Origin of the sequence: Sorangium sp. So ce1335 (assembly GCF_051521615.1) — a bacterium.
Taxonomy (GTDB): Bacteria; Myxococcota_A; Polyangia; order Polyangiales; family Polyangiaceae; genus Sorangium.
In genome coordinates this window covers 10,004,495-10,018,590 of sequence record NZ_CP150363.1, presented here as the reverse complement: position 1 = coordinate 10,018,590, position 14,096 = coordinate 10,004,495, and the positions used below count along the sequence as shown (strand labels likewise).

The 14,096-nt window shown below is 71.7% G+C and carries 13 protein-coding genes; 7 read left to right on the top strand and 6 right to left on the bottom strand.

Annotation, left to right across the window (positions count from 1 at the left end; all coding sequences use genetic code 11):
- Nucleotides 1-2: 2 nt before the first annotated feature.
- Nucleotides 3-1,223 carry an efflux RND transporter periplasmic adaptor subunit gene (locus WMF24_RS37405; RefSeq protein WP_437732236.1) on the bottom strand — a complete coding sequence of 407 codons (1,221 nt, stop codon included), beginning with the start codon at nucleotides 1,221-1,223 and terminating at the stop codon, nucleotides 3-5.
- A 337-nt stretch (nucleotides 1,224-1,560) separates the two neighbouring features.
- Here WMF24_RS37405 and WMF24_RS37400 point away from each other — a divergent pair, with 337 nt between their 5' ends.
- The 7 genes from WMF24_RS37400 to WMF24_RS37370 all read left to right on the top strand — a co-directional run bounded on the left by WMF24_RS37400 (nucleotide 1,561) and on the right by WMF24_RS37370 (nucleotide 6,039).
- On the top strand, nucleotides 1,561-2,157 hold the full coding sequence (locus WMF24_RS37400; protein ID WP_437732235.1) for an FKBP-type peptidyl-prolyl cis-trans isomerase: 597 nt from the start codon (nucleotides 1,561-1,563) through the stop codon (nucleotides 2,155-2,157).
- A gap of 40 nt (nucleotides 2,158-2,197) precedes the next feature.
- On the top strand, nucleotides 2,198-2,428 hold the full coding sequence (locus tag WMF24_RS37395) for a hypothetical protein (RefSeq protein WP_437732234.1): 231 nt from the start codon (nucleotides 2,198-2,200) through the stop codon (nucleotides 2,426-2,428).
- Entirely contained in the window at nucleotides 2,425-2,727 is a 303-nt protein-coding gene (locus tag WMF24_RS37390; RefSeq protein WP_437732233.1) for a DUF1844 domain-containing protein, read from the top strand. Before WMF24_RS37395 ends, WMF24_RS37390 begins: the two co-directional genes overlap by 4 nt.
- Entirely contained in the window at nucleotides 2,724-3,875 is a 1,152-nt protein-coding gene (locus WMF24_RS37385) for a S1C family serine protease (RefSeq protein ID WP_437732232.1), read from the top strand. The genes WMF24_RS37390 and WMF24_RS37385 overlap by 4 nt, the downstream gene beginning before the upstream one ends.
- Before the next feature lie 114 nt (nucleotides 3,876-3,989).
- Complete coding sequence (locus tag WMF24_RS37380) at nucleotides 3,990-4,796, top strand: sigma-70 family RNA polymerase sigma factor (RefSeq protein WP_437732231.1); 807 nt, start codon at nucleotides 3,990-3,992, stop codon at nucleotides 4,794-4,796.
- Nucleotides 4,793-5,527, top strand: coding sequence for an anti-sigma factor family protein (locus tag WMF24_RS37375; RefSeq protein WP_437732230.1), 735 nt, complete (start codon nucleotides 4,793-4,795; stop codon nucleotides 5,525-5,527). Before WMF24_RS37380 ends, WMF24_RS37375 begins: the two co-directional genes overlap by 4 nt.
- Complete coding sequence (locus WMF24_RS37370) at nucleotides 5,527-6,039, top strand: hypothetical protein (protein ID WP_437732229.1); 513 nt, start codon at nucleotides 5,527-5,529, stop codon at nucleotides 6,037-6,039. Before WMF24_RS37375 ends, WMF24_RS37370 begins: the two co-directional genes overlap by 1 nt.
- Before the next feature lie 19 nt (nucleotides 6,040-6,058).
- Here the strand turns inward: WMF24_RS37370 and WMF24_RS37365 are convergent, their stop codons facing one another.
- The 5 genes from WMF24_RS37365 to WMF24_RS37345 all read right to left on the bottom strand — a co-directional run bounded on the left by WMF24_RS37365 (nucleotide 6,059) and on the right by WMF24_RS37345 (nucleotide 13,958).
- Nucleotides 6,059-7,219, bottom strand: coding sequence for a sensor histidine kinase (locus WMF24_RS37365; protein WP_437732228.1), 1,161 nt, complete (start codon nucleotides 7,217-7,219; stop codon nucleotides 6,059-6,061).
- Nucleotides 7,220-7,254: 35 nt separating this feature from the next.
- Nucleotides 7,255-9,282 carry a PAS domain S-box protein gene (locus tag WMF24_RS37360; RefSeq protein ID WP_437732227.1) on the bottom strand — a complete coding sequence of 676 codons (2,028 nt, stop codon included), beginning with the start codon at nucleotides 9,280-9,282 and terminating at the stop codon, nucleotides 7,255-7,257.
- Between the two features lie 117 nt (nucleotides 9,283-9,399).
- A complete protein-coding gene (gene ruvB, locus WMF24_RS37355; RefSeq protein ID WP_437732226.1) occupies nucleotides 9,400-10,422 on the bottom strand; it encodes a Holliday junction branch migration DNA helicase RuvB in 1,023 nt (340 codons plus the stop codon).
- Nucleotides 10,423-10,512: 90 nt separating this feature from the next.
- Complete coding sequence (locus WMF24_RS37350; RefSeq protein WP_437732225.1) at nucleotides 10,513-12,432, bottom strand: sensor histidine kinase; 1,920 nt, start codon at nucleotides 12,430-12,432, stop codon at nucleotides 10,513-10,515.
- Complete coding sequence (locus WMF24_RS37345) at nucleotides 12,429-13,958, bottom strand: sensor histidine kinase (protein WP_437732224.1); 1,530 nt, start codon at nucleotides 13,956-13,958, stop codon at nucleotides 12,429-12,431. Before WMF24_RS37345 ends, WMF24_RS37350 begins: the two co-directional genes overlap by 4 nt.
- Between the last annotated feature and the right edge of the window lie 138 nt (nucleotides 13,959-14,096).

Below are 14,096 nucleotides of genomic sequence, written 5' to 3'. Positions count from 1 at the left end.
CCTCAGAACAGCCGGGGGCCGCGCCCCCTGCCGCCCGACGACGGATCATCGTTCTCGTCGGTGACGATCTTCACCGGCCCGAGATCGGTCGCCAGCGCGGTGAAGATGCCGTCGGTGATCCCGATGTCGACGACGCGCGGCTCGATCTTCTCCGCGCCCGGCGTCGCGTCGGTCAGCACGTAGACGCGGCCCTTCTTCGGCGGGAGCGCCTCGAGCGGCGGCCCCTTGATCTCCTTGCCGTCCTTGTCGCGCTCCGGAGCCGGCTTGAACCGGAGCGCCGCGTTCGGCAGCCGCCGCACCCCCCTGGCCTCGGCGGACCGGATGCTCACCGTCGCCGTCATCCCCGGCCGCAGCTTGACGTCGGGGTTGTCGACCTCGACGACCGCCGCGTACGTCACCACGCCGGACTGGTTCATCGGGCTGTAGCGCACCTGGCTCACCGTCCCCCGGAACGTCTCGCCCGGGAAGGCATCGACGCTGACGTCCGCCTCCATGCCCTCGCGGAGCCGCCCGACGTCCGCCTCGTCGATGTCGGCGAGCACGCGCATCTTCCGGAGATCCTGGGCGATCACAAAGAGCGTGGGCGCCTGGAAGCTCGCCGCCACGGTCTGCCCGGGATCGATCGCGCGGCTGATGACCACGCCGTCGATGGGCGAGAAGATGCGCGTGTACTGGAGGTTCGTCGTGGAGGAGCGCAGCACCGCCCTGAGCTGCGCCACCTGCGCCTTCGAGGCCGCGAGGTCGGCGAGCGCCACGTCGTAGGCGCCCTGCGCCGTGTCCAGGTCGGCCTGCGAGCCGACCCCCTCCGCCACCATCTTCTTCGCGCGGTCGAGCCGCTGCTTGGCGGTCCCGAGCGACGCCTCGGCGCGCACGACGCTCGCGTTCGCCGCCTCGAGCTGCGCCTGGTTCGAGTCGATCTGCGCCCCGAACAGCGTCGGATCGATCTCGGCGAGCACGTCACCGGCCTTCACGATGCTGTTGAAGTCCACGTAAACCTTGGTGATTCGCCCGGAGACCTGCGCGCCGACCTGGACCTCGGTGAGCGGCTTGACCTGCCCCGTCGACTGGACCACCTCGACCACGTCCCCCGTGGTGACGTCGCCCGTGACGTAGCGCGGCGGCGGCGGCGGCCTCGTTCGGATGCGCCATACGGCGACCGCCGCGACGAGCGCGGCGATCGCCGCGAGCACGCCGAGCCGCCCGAGCCAGCGCCTCCTGCCCACCCGGGAGAGCTCCTGCTCGAGGTCCTCCCGCCCGCGTCGGAGGGGCGGCGCGCCCTCGCGCGGGCCCCGGGGCGACGCGCTGCCATGGGATGCCTGGGGGGGTGCGCTGGGCGCAGGCGCGGCCGAGGCCGGTCGCGCCCCGCCCGGCGGCGCATCGCTGGGGCGAGCGCGCTTCGCTTCCGGACCGACCTGCGCCGTCGAGTCCGACGCGTCGAGAGGGTCGCGACCGGTCGCCCGAGCCATGGAATCGGCCATCGGACGTCCTCATAGCATGGCGCCTGCGCCGGCGCGGCTCGCTTGAAACCGCGGAACCGCCGTGGCAGACCAACCGCCGCCTATGGAGTCGCTGCCCATCGCAACGGACACGGTCGTCACGCTGTCCTACGTCCTCTTCAACGAGAAAGGCGAGGCGGTCGACCAGGCGTCCGCCGAGGAGCCGCTCATCTACGTCCACGGCTACGCGCAGATCGTGCCCGGCCTGGAGCGCGCCCTCGAGGGGCTGCGCGCCGGCGAGCAGCGCGAGATCACCGTCGCGCCGGAGGACGCCTTCGGCGAGCGCGAGGACGACGGCGTCTTCGAGGTCGACAAGGCCGATTTCCCCGACGCGGGCGAGGTCGAGGTCGGCGACGAGTTCGTCGCCCAGGGACCGGACGGAGAGCCGGTCGCGCTCCGGGTCGTCGACATCCTCCCCGACGGCTTCCGGGTCGACACGAACCACCCCCTGGCGGGTCAGAAGGTCCGCTTTCAGGTCCAGGTCAGCGACGTGCGCGCCGCCAGCGAGGAGGAGATCGCGCAGGCTCAGGCCGAGCTCGAGGAGCGCATCGAGGAGTCGGAGGGCGGCTGCTGCGATCACGACCACGACCATGACCACGATCACAGCCATGACCACGAGCACGGGGAAGTGCTCGTGACGCTCTCGAAGAAGTCGTCATAAGCCCGCCGCGAACAGGCGGGTCGTCCGAGGAGATCACATCATGACCGTGGGTGAGAAGGGCAAGCTGACGGAGCTGCACCTCGACCGCCGGGTGCGCGAGCGCCTGCTGGCGAGCGGGACGCTCGGCGCCGCGACCATCGAGTCGCACCTCGCGAGCTTGCCGGATCTGGAGGAGCACGCCGAGGCGATCGCCATCGATCAGCCGGCGCTCGGCGGGTCAACGCATGCGCCGCGGGTCGAGCCCGAGCTCGACGACGAAGGGTCCGAGTGAGCGACGCGACGGATCAGGAGGACCTCCCTCCGCCCGGGAGCCCCCCGGAGCTGCCGACGCTCGACTTCTCGACGTTCGTGCTGTCGATCATCGGCTCCGCCTACGTGCATCTGGGCGACGCGCCCAACCCGGAGGGCAACGAGGAGCGGAACCTGGTCCTCGCGCATCAGGACATCGACCTGCTCACGTTGCTCCAGGAGAAGACCAAGGGGAACCTCACGGGCGACGAGGAACGGTTGCTCGAAACGGCGCTCTACGATCTGAGGATGCGCTACCTCGAGGTCTCGAAACGGTCGTGACCGCCGGCGCCAGGGCTCTCTCGTGGGTCCTCCTCGCCGGGCTGGTCGCCGCGTGCAGCAAGGCCTCCCCTGGCCACACATCGAGCGCGAGCAGCGCCGCGGTCCCCTCGGGCGCGGTGCCCGTCGTGACCTCCCCGCCGTCTCCCCCCGCGCCGCCATCTCCCCCCATCGTCCGCTCGGAAGGCATGCCCGGCTCGTTCGCGCCGCTCGCGCGGCGGGCCGATCCAGCGGTCGCGACGGTCAAGGCCCGCGTAGAACGGCAGCAGCAGCCGGGCGGCCGTCGGCGCACGGTCGCCGAGGGGCTCGGGACCGCCTTCGTCTACGACCCCGAGGGCTACCTGCTCACGAACAACCACGTCATCGAGGGCGCGACCGACATCCTCGTGAGCTTCGTCGACGGCCGCGACATCAAGGCCGCCGTCGTCGGCCGCGACAAGCACACGGACGTCGCCGTGCTGAAGGTCGACGAGAAGGGGCTCCCGTCGCTCCCCCTTGGCGACTCGGACTTCATCGAGGTCGGCGACTGGGTCGTCGCGATAGGCAACCCCTTCGGCCTTTCCCACACCGTCTCGGCGGGCATCCTCTCCGCCAAGGGCCGCACCCGGGACGACGTGAAGGGGCTCGATCCGAGCGGCTATTTCAATTTTCTTCAGACGGACGCCAGCATCAACCCGGGCAACTCCGGCGGCCCGCTCCTGAACCTCAAGGGCGAGGTGGTCGGCATCAACGCGGCCGTGCGCGCCAACGCCAACAACATCGGCTTTGCGATCCCGATCAACATGGTGCGGCAGCTCCTGCCGATGCTGCTGCGCGATGGGAAGATCCGGCGGAGCCAGGTCGGGGTGATCGTCGACGTCCTCAACTCGATCGAGGCGGGGCGGCTCAAGCGCCCCGATCGCAAGGGGGCGTGGGTGAAGTCGGTGGTGGCCGGTGGGCCCGCGGACCGGGCCGGTATCGCACCGGACGATGTGATCATCGGCTTCGAGGGCAAGCCCATTTCCGACCCGAACGAGCTGCGGTGGATGGCGAGCATCGCCGGCGTGAACAAGAGCATTACGCTCCGCGTCGCCCGGTTCGAGCGGGTCTTCGATGTGCGCCTCACGCTCGGCGAGCTCCCCGAGATCAACGAAGAGCCCGATGAACCGTGATCTGGACGGTCCCTTTCTCCTGTCCGGCGTGTCCGCCGGCCGCCGCGGGTCCCACGAGGCAGCCTGCGTCGCGCCGTTCCTTGTCCCCCGGCCTCCTCAGGTAAGCTGACCCCCGTGGCCTCTGCACCTGCCCCCCCGGACGAGCTTGAGCCGGTCGCGCCCCCCGGCGACCCCGGCGACGACCCGGGAGAACCGGAAGCCGACGACCTGTCCGCGGACGGCGACGGCCGCGACGTGAAGCAGCTCCACCCGCGCCTGAATAGCGCGTCGGCCCGTGCGTCCAATCGCGAGGCACGACGGCGGGAAGCGGAGGAGGATCGTGAGCTCATCGAGCGGGCGCAGCAGGGGGACCAGGCGGCTTTCCGCTCGCTCGTGGAACGGCACCAGCGCAGGGCCTTCGCGATCGCTATGGGGCTCGTGCGCGACGAGAACGACGCGCGCGAGCTGGTGCAGGACGCCTTTCTCCGGGTCTACAAGGGCCTCGGGTCCTTCCAGGGCGGCTCGTCGTTCTTCACCTGGCTCTACCGGATCGTCACCAACCTGGCGATCGACCTCATGCGGAAGCCGGGGCGCCGCGACCTCGAGCTCCAGGACAACCTGGCAGCCGAGGAGCAGACCGATTTCCCGCTGGTCGCTCGGATCGACGGCGCCGACCCCCTCAACGTCGTCCGGCGCCGGGAGATCGCCGGGCGCATCCAGGCGGCGCTTGACGCGCTGCCGCCTTACCACCGGGGCGTGATCCTGATGCGCGAGGTCGAGGGGATGTCTTACGAGGAGATGGCGCAGGCCATGGGGGTCTCGAAGGGGACGATCATGAGCCGCCTGTTCCATGCTCGTCAGAAGCTTCAGCGTGCCCTCGCTGACTGTTATGCGGAGGAAGAGGGCAAGGGCCCCGCAGCGGACCCGGAGGAGATCGCGTGAGTACCGCCAACAGCAGCAAGGCGAACCACGGAGAGGCGAGCGCCCCGCCGACGGATCTGGAGCTGATGCTCTATGTCGACGGCGAGCTCGATGAAGCGCGCCACCGGCAGGTGGAGGCGTACGTGCGCCACGACCCGCGCTGCCGCGCGAAGGTCGCTGGGCTGGTCACCGCGGCCGACATGATCCGGGACGGCGCGCTGGCCTCCAGCGCGGCGGACAGCATCGCCGATGCGGTCATGGCGAAGATCCAGGCGGAGCCGGCGGTGGCCGCGAAGATCCAGGTGGCGCCGGTGGCGGCCGCGAGGGCCGACGGCGGCGCCGCCGCGCAGCCGCGCGCCGCGTCGTCGTCGGGCGAGGCGACGCGCAGCCCGGCGCCCCTCCGCGGATCGCCGGCCAACGACAACGCGCGCGGGATCTTCGCGCTCACGGCGATCGCCGTGGCCGCGGCCGCCGCCCTGATGGTCTGGGGTCGGATGGACGCCGAGGCGCCCAGCGCGTCGCTGCCGGCGCCGACGGTCCCCGAGGTGCTCGCGCCTGCGCCCCTAGCGACGGTGAGCGAGCCCGCCGCCCTGCCGAGCGCCGAGGGCGAGGTCCAGCCCGGCGTCGAGATCGCCACGGTCGACTTCGGGGCGCGCATGGGCACGATCTTCTACGTTCCGCGGGAGGCCGTGGCCTCAGGCCCGACGACCACGGTGGTTTGGCTCTCCGATGACGGTCCGGGAGGACAGTGATGAGATTTCTTGCGAGTGCGATCACCGCGTTGATGGTCCTGGCGCTCGGCGTGAGCCCTTCGCCCGCTGTCGCGCAGGAGAAGGCGCCCGCGCCCGCGGCGCCATCCGAGGCCGCGGTCACGTCCGAGGTCGTGGTCCTCCACGCGACAAACGACGGGACCGGGATCGATCCGAAGATCGGCAAGATGCCCGAGCTCGGGAAGCCGCCGTTCTCGGCCTACAACAGCTACAAGCTCCTCGATCGGCTGAAGATCAGCCTGCAGAAGGGCAAGCCGACCACCACGAAGCTGCCGAACGGCAGCGTCCTCATGGTGTCGCTGAAGGACGTGGTGGACGCGAAGAAGCAGGACGGGCCGAAGCGCTTCGTCATCAGCGCGAGCATCCAGAAGCCCGGCGGCAACACGTTCCTCCCGCTGCTCGAGGTGAACGCCAAGGCCGGCGAGAACTTCTTCGTGGCGGGTCAGCAGCACAAGGGCGGCGTGCTCGTTCTCGGCGTCAAGGTCGCTCCCTGAGGCGACGGGCGACGGGCGCTCAGCGGCGCCCCGAGGGCGGCAGCGCGATCGGCAGATCCAGCGTGAAGACCGTCCCGCGCGGCGCGCGCTGGGCCGCGCGGATGGCGCCGCCGTGCGCAGCGACGATGTTCCGCACGATGCTCAGGCCGAGCCCGGTGCCGGCGCCGTCGGTCTTCGTCGTGAAGAACGGGTCGAAGATCCTCGGCAGATGATCGGCCTGGATCCCGTGCCCCTCGTCCTGGATGGTGACCGTGATGCAGCCGTCGCTCGGTGACATCGCCGTCGCGATGCCGAGGCAGCCGCCGCGCTCGTGCATCGCGTGCGCCGCGTTCGTGAACAGGTTCACGAACACCTGCGTCAGCGGGTCGATGACGCCGTGCACGGGCGGGATCTCGCCGAAGCACTTCTCGACGCTCACGCCCGTCTGATCGAGGAGGTGCTCGCAGAAGACGAGGGCGCGCTCGATGATGTCGTGGAGGGAGACGGCGCCCGGCTTCTCCGTGGACGGCCTCGAGTAGGCGATCAGATCGCGCGTGAAACGGCGGATGCGATCCGCCGCCTCGTTGATCCTCGCGAGCCGCTCGATGTCCGAGGGATCGAAGCCGCTGCGCTCGCCCTTGCGGCGCAGGTACTCGGAGTAGGCGAGGATCGAGGTGAGCGGGTTGTTGAGCTCGTGCACGACCCCGGCGGCCATCTTCCCGAGGGAGGCCAGCTTCTCGGCCTGGATGATCTGGTCGCGCAGCGACTGCTGCGCGCGCGCTTCCCGGATCGTGATCCGCAAGGCGAGCGCGAGCCGGTCGAGCAGCGCCCCGAGCGGCGCGCTGTCGAGGTACCCGGCGTCGTCGGCCGCGACGTGCACGCTCGATCGCCCTTCGGGCTCGATCGCCGCGGCGCGCTCGAACGCGAACTCGGGCAAGAGCCGCGCCGGATCGCGACCCTCGTCGCGGCCGGCGCGCGGCGAGACGCGGACGACCACCGGCGCGCCGGCCGCGCCGAGGATGCAGACGCCGAACCCGCAGTCCGCGAGCGCCTTCCCGGCCGCGCCGAGCAGCGCCGAGGCGCGCTGCTCGATGGAGGCGGAGGGCTCGAGCTCGCTCGCCGCGAGCAGCAGGTTGTCGATCCACTCGAGCGGGACGTCCCGGGTGAGCGGCTTCCGGAGCGAGACGGGGGCGTCGGACAACGGCCGCTCCCCCAGGCGCTCCGCGGTCCTTCCGCTCACCCGATCACCCGGTTCGGGTCGTCGCCGCTCGATCGGTCGAGATCGATGATCTTCGCGGCGCCGACGTAGGACTTCGTCTCGTAGCGGGTGATCTTGCCGATCTTGCGGACGATCTCCGCCATTCGCTCGGCCTCGCTGCGGATCGTGGCCGCGGCGCCCTTGATGGGGGACGCGTCGTCGATCCGACGGCAGATCAGCTCGGCGTAGCCGAGCACGCTGGTGAGGGGCTGGTTCAGCTCGTGCGCGGCCGCGCCCGCGAGCTCGGCGATGAGGGCCTGCTTCTCGCGAGCGCGCAGCTCCTCCTGCGCCTCGGTGAGGCGGGCTTCCATCCGCATCCTCTCGCGCAGGTCCGTGAAGATGCCGACGGAGCCGACAGGGACGCCGTTCTCGAAGATCAGCGCCGCGGAGAGGTGCACCGGGATGCGCGAGCCGTCCTTGGCCAGGACCTCGGTCCGGTAGCCCTCGAGCCGGCCCGGGCCGCCGTGCTCCTTCGCGTGGATGAGCCGCATGATCTGCTCGGCGTTGTGGTCGGGGTACAGCGCTCGGACGTTCATCACGCCGACGACCTCCTTCGCGTCGTAGCCGTAGATCCGCTCGGCGGCGCGGTTGAACAGCAGGACGACCCCCTCCATGTTGGCCGAGACGATCGCGTCGACCGAGCTCTCGATGACGCGCTCGAGGAACTCCTTCGTCTTGGTCAGCTCCGCCTCCGTGGCGCGCTCCGAGGTGACGTCGCGGAAGCTGACCAGGACGGCGCCGCTCTCCTCCCGGAGGACGCTGCTGAAGCTGAAGCTCAGGATGAGCTTCTCTTGCTCTGGCTCGCCGCGCCGCACGGTGAAATCCACCATGTGCGGGAACGATCCCCTCGCGAAGCCGGCCCGGATCTCCTCGAGGAGCGGGAGCTCGCGCGCATCGATGAGGTCGGCCAGGTTGGCCTTCTCGAGGTCCTCGCCCGCGCGACCGGTGATCGCCTGCGCGCGCGGGTTCGAGAAGAGGATGTGGCCGTCGGGATCGACGACGATGATGCCGTCCGCCGTCGAGTGGAAGAAATCGGCGTAGCGCTGGAGCGCCTTCAGCCGGCGCTCCGCCTCGAACCGGGCGAAGGTGCTCTGCTGCGTCTGATCGCGCAGCGATTGCAGGATGCGCGCGTTGCGCAGGGCGATCGCGGTGGCGCTCGCGACCGTGCGGGCGAGCGAGAGCTCGTGCGCGTGGGGGGCCACGGGCTGCCGGCCGCGCAGGAAGAGCACGCCGAGCGGCTTGTCCTCGAACAGGATGGGCAGGAGCGCGAGGGAGCGGAACGCGTTCTCCGGGAGCTCCGCGCGCACGATGTCGAACAGCGGGTGCGCCTTCGCGTCGTCGATCACGAGCACGTCGCCCGTGCGCATGACCCGCTGGATCTCCGGGTATTTGCCGAGGTCGATGGGCAGATCCCGCAGCTCCTTGTCGTCGCTCGCGGCGACCACGTAGCCGACGTCGCCCTGATCGCGCACGAGCACGATGCTGCAGCGGTCGACGCGGGCCACCTCGGCGATGCGCCGGACGACCGTGAAGAGGATGTTCCGGAAGTCGAGCGTCGACGAGAGCGCCTGCGTCAGCTCGAGGACCACCTTCGCGTCGTGCTCCTTGCGCGCGAGCGCGTCGACGTAGTCGCGGATCCGGAGCTGCCCGCGGATGCGGGCGACGAGCTCCGCCGGGCGGAACGGCTTGCGGATGAAGTCGTCCGCGCCGAGCTCGAAGGCGCGGGCGACCTCCTCGTCGGCGTCGAGCGCCGTCAGCACCACGACGGGGATGTCCCGCGTGCGGGGATCGTCCCGCACGGCGCTGAGGACGACGTACCCGTCCGGCGGCGGCATCACGAGATCGAGCAGCACGAGCGCGGGCACGCTCGCCTTGAGCCAGGCGAGCGCCTCGGCGCCCGAGGGGACGGCGATGGTCTCGATGCCCGCGTCGGCCAGCGCATGCAGCAACATCTGCCGGCTGACGGCGTCGTCATCGACGACGAGCACAGGATCGCGGCGAGACACTCCGCAAGCTTATCGATTCCAGGCCGCGTGGATGAGAGAATTTCAGCGACGGCGCGATCGCAACGCAGGCGCAACGCCGCAGCGCATCGGGCGCCTTCGCGTCGGGGCCGCGCAGGGCTACGAGAAGAGATCTCCCTGCTTCGTCGCCGGCGCCGCGAGGCCGAGGTGCTCGTACGCGCGGCGGGTCGCGATCCTGCCCCGCGGCGTGCGGCCGAGGAAGCCCTGCTGCAGCAGGAACGGCTCGTACACGTCCTCGATGGTGTCGCGCGGCTCACTGAGCGCCGCGGCCAGCGTGTCGATGCCCACGGGGCCGCCGTCGTAGTGATCGATGATCACGCGCAGCAGCCTGCGGTCCATCTCGTCGAGGCCGGCCGGGTCGATCTCGAGCCGCTCCGCGGTCTTGCGCGCGATCGCCATCGTGATCGCGCCGTCGCCGAGCACCTCGGCGAAGTCGCGCACGCGGCGCAGGAGGCGGTTGGCGACGCGCGGGGTGCCCCGGGCGCGCGCCGCGATCTCGCGCGCTCCTCCGGCGTCGATCGGCACCTCGAGCAGCCCGGCGCTGCGCTGCACGATGCGCTCGAGCTCCTCGACCGGGTAGAAATCTAGGCGGACGACGTGGCCGAAGCGCGACAGGAGCGGCGCGGTGAGCAGCCCGGTGCGGGTCGTCGCGCCGACCAGCGTGAACGGCTTCAGCGCGAGCTGGATCGTCGTCGCGTACGGGCCGTCGCCGGTCATGATGTCGATCTTGAACGACTCGATCGCGGGGTAGAGGCTCTCCTCGACCGCCGGCGTGAGCCGGTGGATCTCGTCGATGAACAGGACGTCGTTGCGCTCCAGCTTCGTCAGCAGGCCGGCCAGCGCGCCCTTGTGCTCGATCGCGGGGCCGCTCGTGACGTGGAGGGTGACGCCCATCTCGCGGGCGATGATGTGGGCGAGGGTGGTCTTGCCGAGCCCCGGCGGGCCGCAGAAGAGCATGTGATCCAGCGGCTCGCGCCGCCGGCGCGCGGCTTCCACGAAGACCTTGAGGTTCTCCGTGTGCTTGGCCTGGCCGACGTACTCGGCGAGCGAGGCAGGCCGGAAGAGGCGATCGAAGCGATCGTCGTCGCCTGTCTCGGCAGGAGAGAGCGCCCGTTCAGGCATGCCACGGGAGTACCGCGGGAGGATGGCGAAGGGAAGCGACGGGGAGAAGTCGGCGCGTGGATCGCGGGGGGCGCGCGGCGGCCGGCAGGGTCAACCAAGCGCTGGCACCGACGAGAGCCGGGGGCGCCGCGGGGGCGGGACGCGCGGCAGGCGAGCGCGGCAGAGCGGGCGGCCGTCGGGGGCGCCGTCGACCTCGAGCGAGCCGCCGTGGAGCTCGATCACCGAGCGCGCGTGGCTGAGGCCGAGCGTCAGGCCGCGGCCGCGCGCCGTTGTCTGCCGGCTGAACAGGGCCTCGAGCTCCTCCGGGGGCACGTCGCGGCTGCCGTACTCGATGTCGATGCGGACCTCGCTGTTGAACTCGCCGGCCATCGTCGCGGTGAGGCGCACGAGGCGCGCGGACGGGTCGGCCGCGCCCGTCCGGAGCGCGTGCGCCACGATGACGGCGAGCGCCCGCGTCGCGTACGCCTGATCGACCGGGATCAGCGGCAGCGTGTCGCCGACCTCCACGACGACCTCTCCGTCGGCGTCGCTCGCGAGCTCGCGCGCCTTGCGGATCGCGCCCGCGATGAGCGCGCCGACGGACGTCGGCTGCGGCTCGAGCGTGAGCTGCCCGGCCTCGACGCGCGCGGCGTCCAGGATCGACTCGATGAGGCCGAGGAGCTCCCGGCCGCGCGTCGAGATGAGCTCCAGGCTCTCGCGCTGCGCGTCGGTCAGGTCCTCCTGGCCCACGAGCTCGGCGAACCCGAGGATCGCGTTCAGCGGGCTCTTGAGGTCGTGGCTCACGCTCGCGAACAGGAGGCCGCGCATGCGCTGCGCGGCCTCGCGGGCCTCGAGCGCGCGCTCCTGCGCCGCGGCGAAGACGCGGAAGCGCTCGGCGAGGTCCTCGATCGCGTGCCCCAGGCGGGCGACGACGGCGAACCGCGCGGGGCGCGCGATCTGCGTGGCGCCGCGGAGCACGCTGTCCGTGCCGAGCAGGCGCACCTGCTTCGTCGCGTGCACGAGATCCGCGGCGAGGACGCGGCCGAAGAGGTTGCCGAGCGCGCCCGCGACGAGCACCGCGAGCAGCGCGACGAGCGCGCCCCAGATCGCGGCGGACGGCTCGAGATCCGCGGAGAACCGGATGTTGACGCAGCCCCTGTCGAGCGGCGTGATCACCGCGATCTGCCCGTCGGCCTCGCGGCCGGACGAGGGCTCGGCGCCTGCGCAGGCCTGCTCCACGCGCGCGAGGAACCCGAACTCCGCGGCGGCGGCCACGACGTCGTTGCGCTCCGCCTCATCGATGGCCCCGAGCGCCGGATCGAGCGCGGTGCGCGCGATGAGCGTGGCGGTCGCGCGGCGGCTCCGCTCGATGAACGTCTGGAGGTGCGCGTTCGCGATGAGCACCGCCCCGACGCCGACGAGCAGCACCGGCGCGGCGACGGCCAGGAGCAGCTTGTAGGTGACCCGCCGGCGCGGCGTCTGGTACAGCTCGGCCGTCTCGAGCAGCGACCCGATCGCCTCGGCCGGGCTGATCTCGAAGAGGCTGAACGTCGTGGCCCGCGTCAGCACGTAGTGCGGGATCGCGGACGCGCAGAGGATCGTGATCGCGAGGATGAGCAGGCTCACCGCGCGGCCGTCGTCGAGCTTCTCCGGCCTGATCCCCGGGATCATCGTGAGGCTCGAGATCGTCGAGCTCGCCAGCACGAAGCGCAGCGCCAGCGACGGCGGCAGCTCGGCGAAGCGCTCGAGCTCCTCGTGATCGATGTCGCGCGCGCCGATCATGAGCGAGCGCAGCAGGTCCTGGTGGGTGCGCAGCCGGAGCAGGGTCAGCAGGGTGGTCGCGCAGATCGCGGCCAGGGCGATCTTCGCGCCGACCGAGAGCACGCTCGCCGCGACGTCCTGCTCCAGGATGAGCAGCTTCGGCGCGAGCGCCGCGATGGCCCCGAAGGCGGCGACGCCGACCAGCGCCTGGCGGACGAGCACCCGCCGCGCGAAGTGGATCGCGTCGTCCCGCATGCGCTCCTCGGTCACGCGACCCTCCCGCCTGGGCGCCCGCCGCCGCCCGCCTCGCCCGGCGGCGGCGGCGTCGGGGTGTCGGCCGCGGGTTGCGCCGGCCCGGGCGCGCGGTTCGGATCCAGCCAGATCGGCAAGGTGATGGTGAAGGTCGAGCCCCGCCCGAGCTCGCTCTCGAGCTGGATCGTCCCGCCGTGCATCAGCACGAGGCGCTTCGCGATCGAGAGCCCGAGCCCCGTCCCGGCCCGGCGCGAGCGCACGTCGCCGGTCTGCCGGTACTCCTCGAAGACGGCCGTCGTCTCCTCCGGCGGGATGCCGGGGCCGGTGTCCTGGACGGTGATCGCCGCGTAGCGGCCGCGTCCCGCGATGTGGACGGTCACCGAGCCGCGCGCCGTGAACTTGACGGCGTTCGAGACGAGGTTCGTCAGGATCTGCCGCACCCGGCGCGGATCGGCGTGCGCGAGCAGGCCGTGGTCGCCGGTGACCCGCAGCTCCACGGGCTTGTCGCGGGCCGCCGCGGACGCCTCGCGCATCACCTGATCGACGAGGACGCGGAGGTTCACGGCGCGGCGGGAGAGCTGGAGCTTGCCCGTCTCGAGCGCGGAGAGGTCGAGGATGTCGTCGATGAGCGTGCGAAGGTGCTCGCCGCTCTGCCGGATGACCGAGAGCGCCTCGCGCGCGTCCTGGCTGAGCGGCCCGTCGACCTCGCTCTCGAGCACGTGCGCGAAGCCGAGGATGGCGTTGAGGGGCGTTCGCAGCTCGTGGCTGAGCCCCGCGAGGAAGGCCGAGCGCTCGCGGTCCATCACCGACGCCTGCTGGAGGTCCGCCCTGTAGGTGCGCTCCGCCGCGGCGAAGCGCGTGATCAGCAGGTTGAACGCCGCCGTCAGCAGGCCGACCTGATCGAGCGACCGGATCGGCACGGGCTCGGCCTGGATCACGTCCGTCGTCGGCGACGCGCCCGGGCCCTGGCCGCGCGCCATCGCCGTGATGCGCTCGCGCAGGTAGTCGACGTCGTCGCGCGCCGCCTTGGTGAACGAGAGCGCGACCGCGACCGCCACGCCGAGCAGCAGCGTCGTGAGCGCCGCGACGGCGTTGGCGAGGGCGATCGAGTGCGGCGGCGGGCTCGGCGCCGAGACGAACGTGATCACGGACAGGCTGGACAGCGGCGGGTGCAGCGGGCGCGCCGCGAACCGGACGCGGCCGAGCGAGGTCGTCGTCTCGCCCTTGCCCTGCGTGAGCATCTGGAAGATGTCGGCCTTGGCCGGCGCGCCGAAGCTCTCGTTGATCAGCACCTGACCGCTCTGCTCGACGAGCAGGATCTCCGATGTGGCCCGCCTCGCCGCCAGCCCCAAAAACTCCGCCCTCTCGCCCTCCGGCGTCCCGCGGAGCCGCGCCACGAGCGTCGCGGCCAGCACCTCCGCGCGCAGGCTCGCGGCCTGATCGCTCATGCTCGCGAGCTGGCGGATGCCGATCAGCGCGATCGCCACCGCCGTGGCGATCCCCACGGCGATCACGATCGCGGGCGCGAGCGGCACGAGCGGCATCGTGCCGCGAGGCCAGCGGATGAGGCGACGACGGCGAGCCACGGCGAAGATGGCGATGCTAGCGCGCTTCGCGCGGCGCACGGGCGGCATCCCGCGCCCGCCGCGCTCGCCGCGTCCCACGCTCGACGCGGGCGCGCA

Bases quoted from the DNA above. Each gene is read 5' to 3' on its own strand.
- WMF24_RS37400 (WP_437732235.1), top strand. From the start codon at position 1,561: ATGGAGTCGCTGCCCATCGCAACGGACACGGTCGTCACGCTGTCCTAC.
- WMF24_RS37395 (WP_437732234.1), top strand. From the start codon at position 2,198: ATGACCGTGGGTGAGAAGGGCAAGCTGACGGAGCTGCACCTCGACCGC.
- WMF24_RS37370 (WP_437732229.1), top strand. From the start codon at position 5,527: ATGAGATTTCTTGCGAGTGCGATCACCGCGTTGATGGTCCTGGCGCTC.
- ruvB (WP_437732226.1), bottom strand. From the start codon at position 10,422: ATGCCTGAACGGGCGCTCTCTCCTGCCGAGACAGGCGACGACGATCGC.
- WMF24_RS37345 (WP_437732224.1), bottom strand. From the start codon at position 13,958: ATGCCGCTCGTGCCGCTCGCGCCCGCGATCGTGATCGCCGTGGGGATC.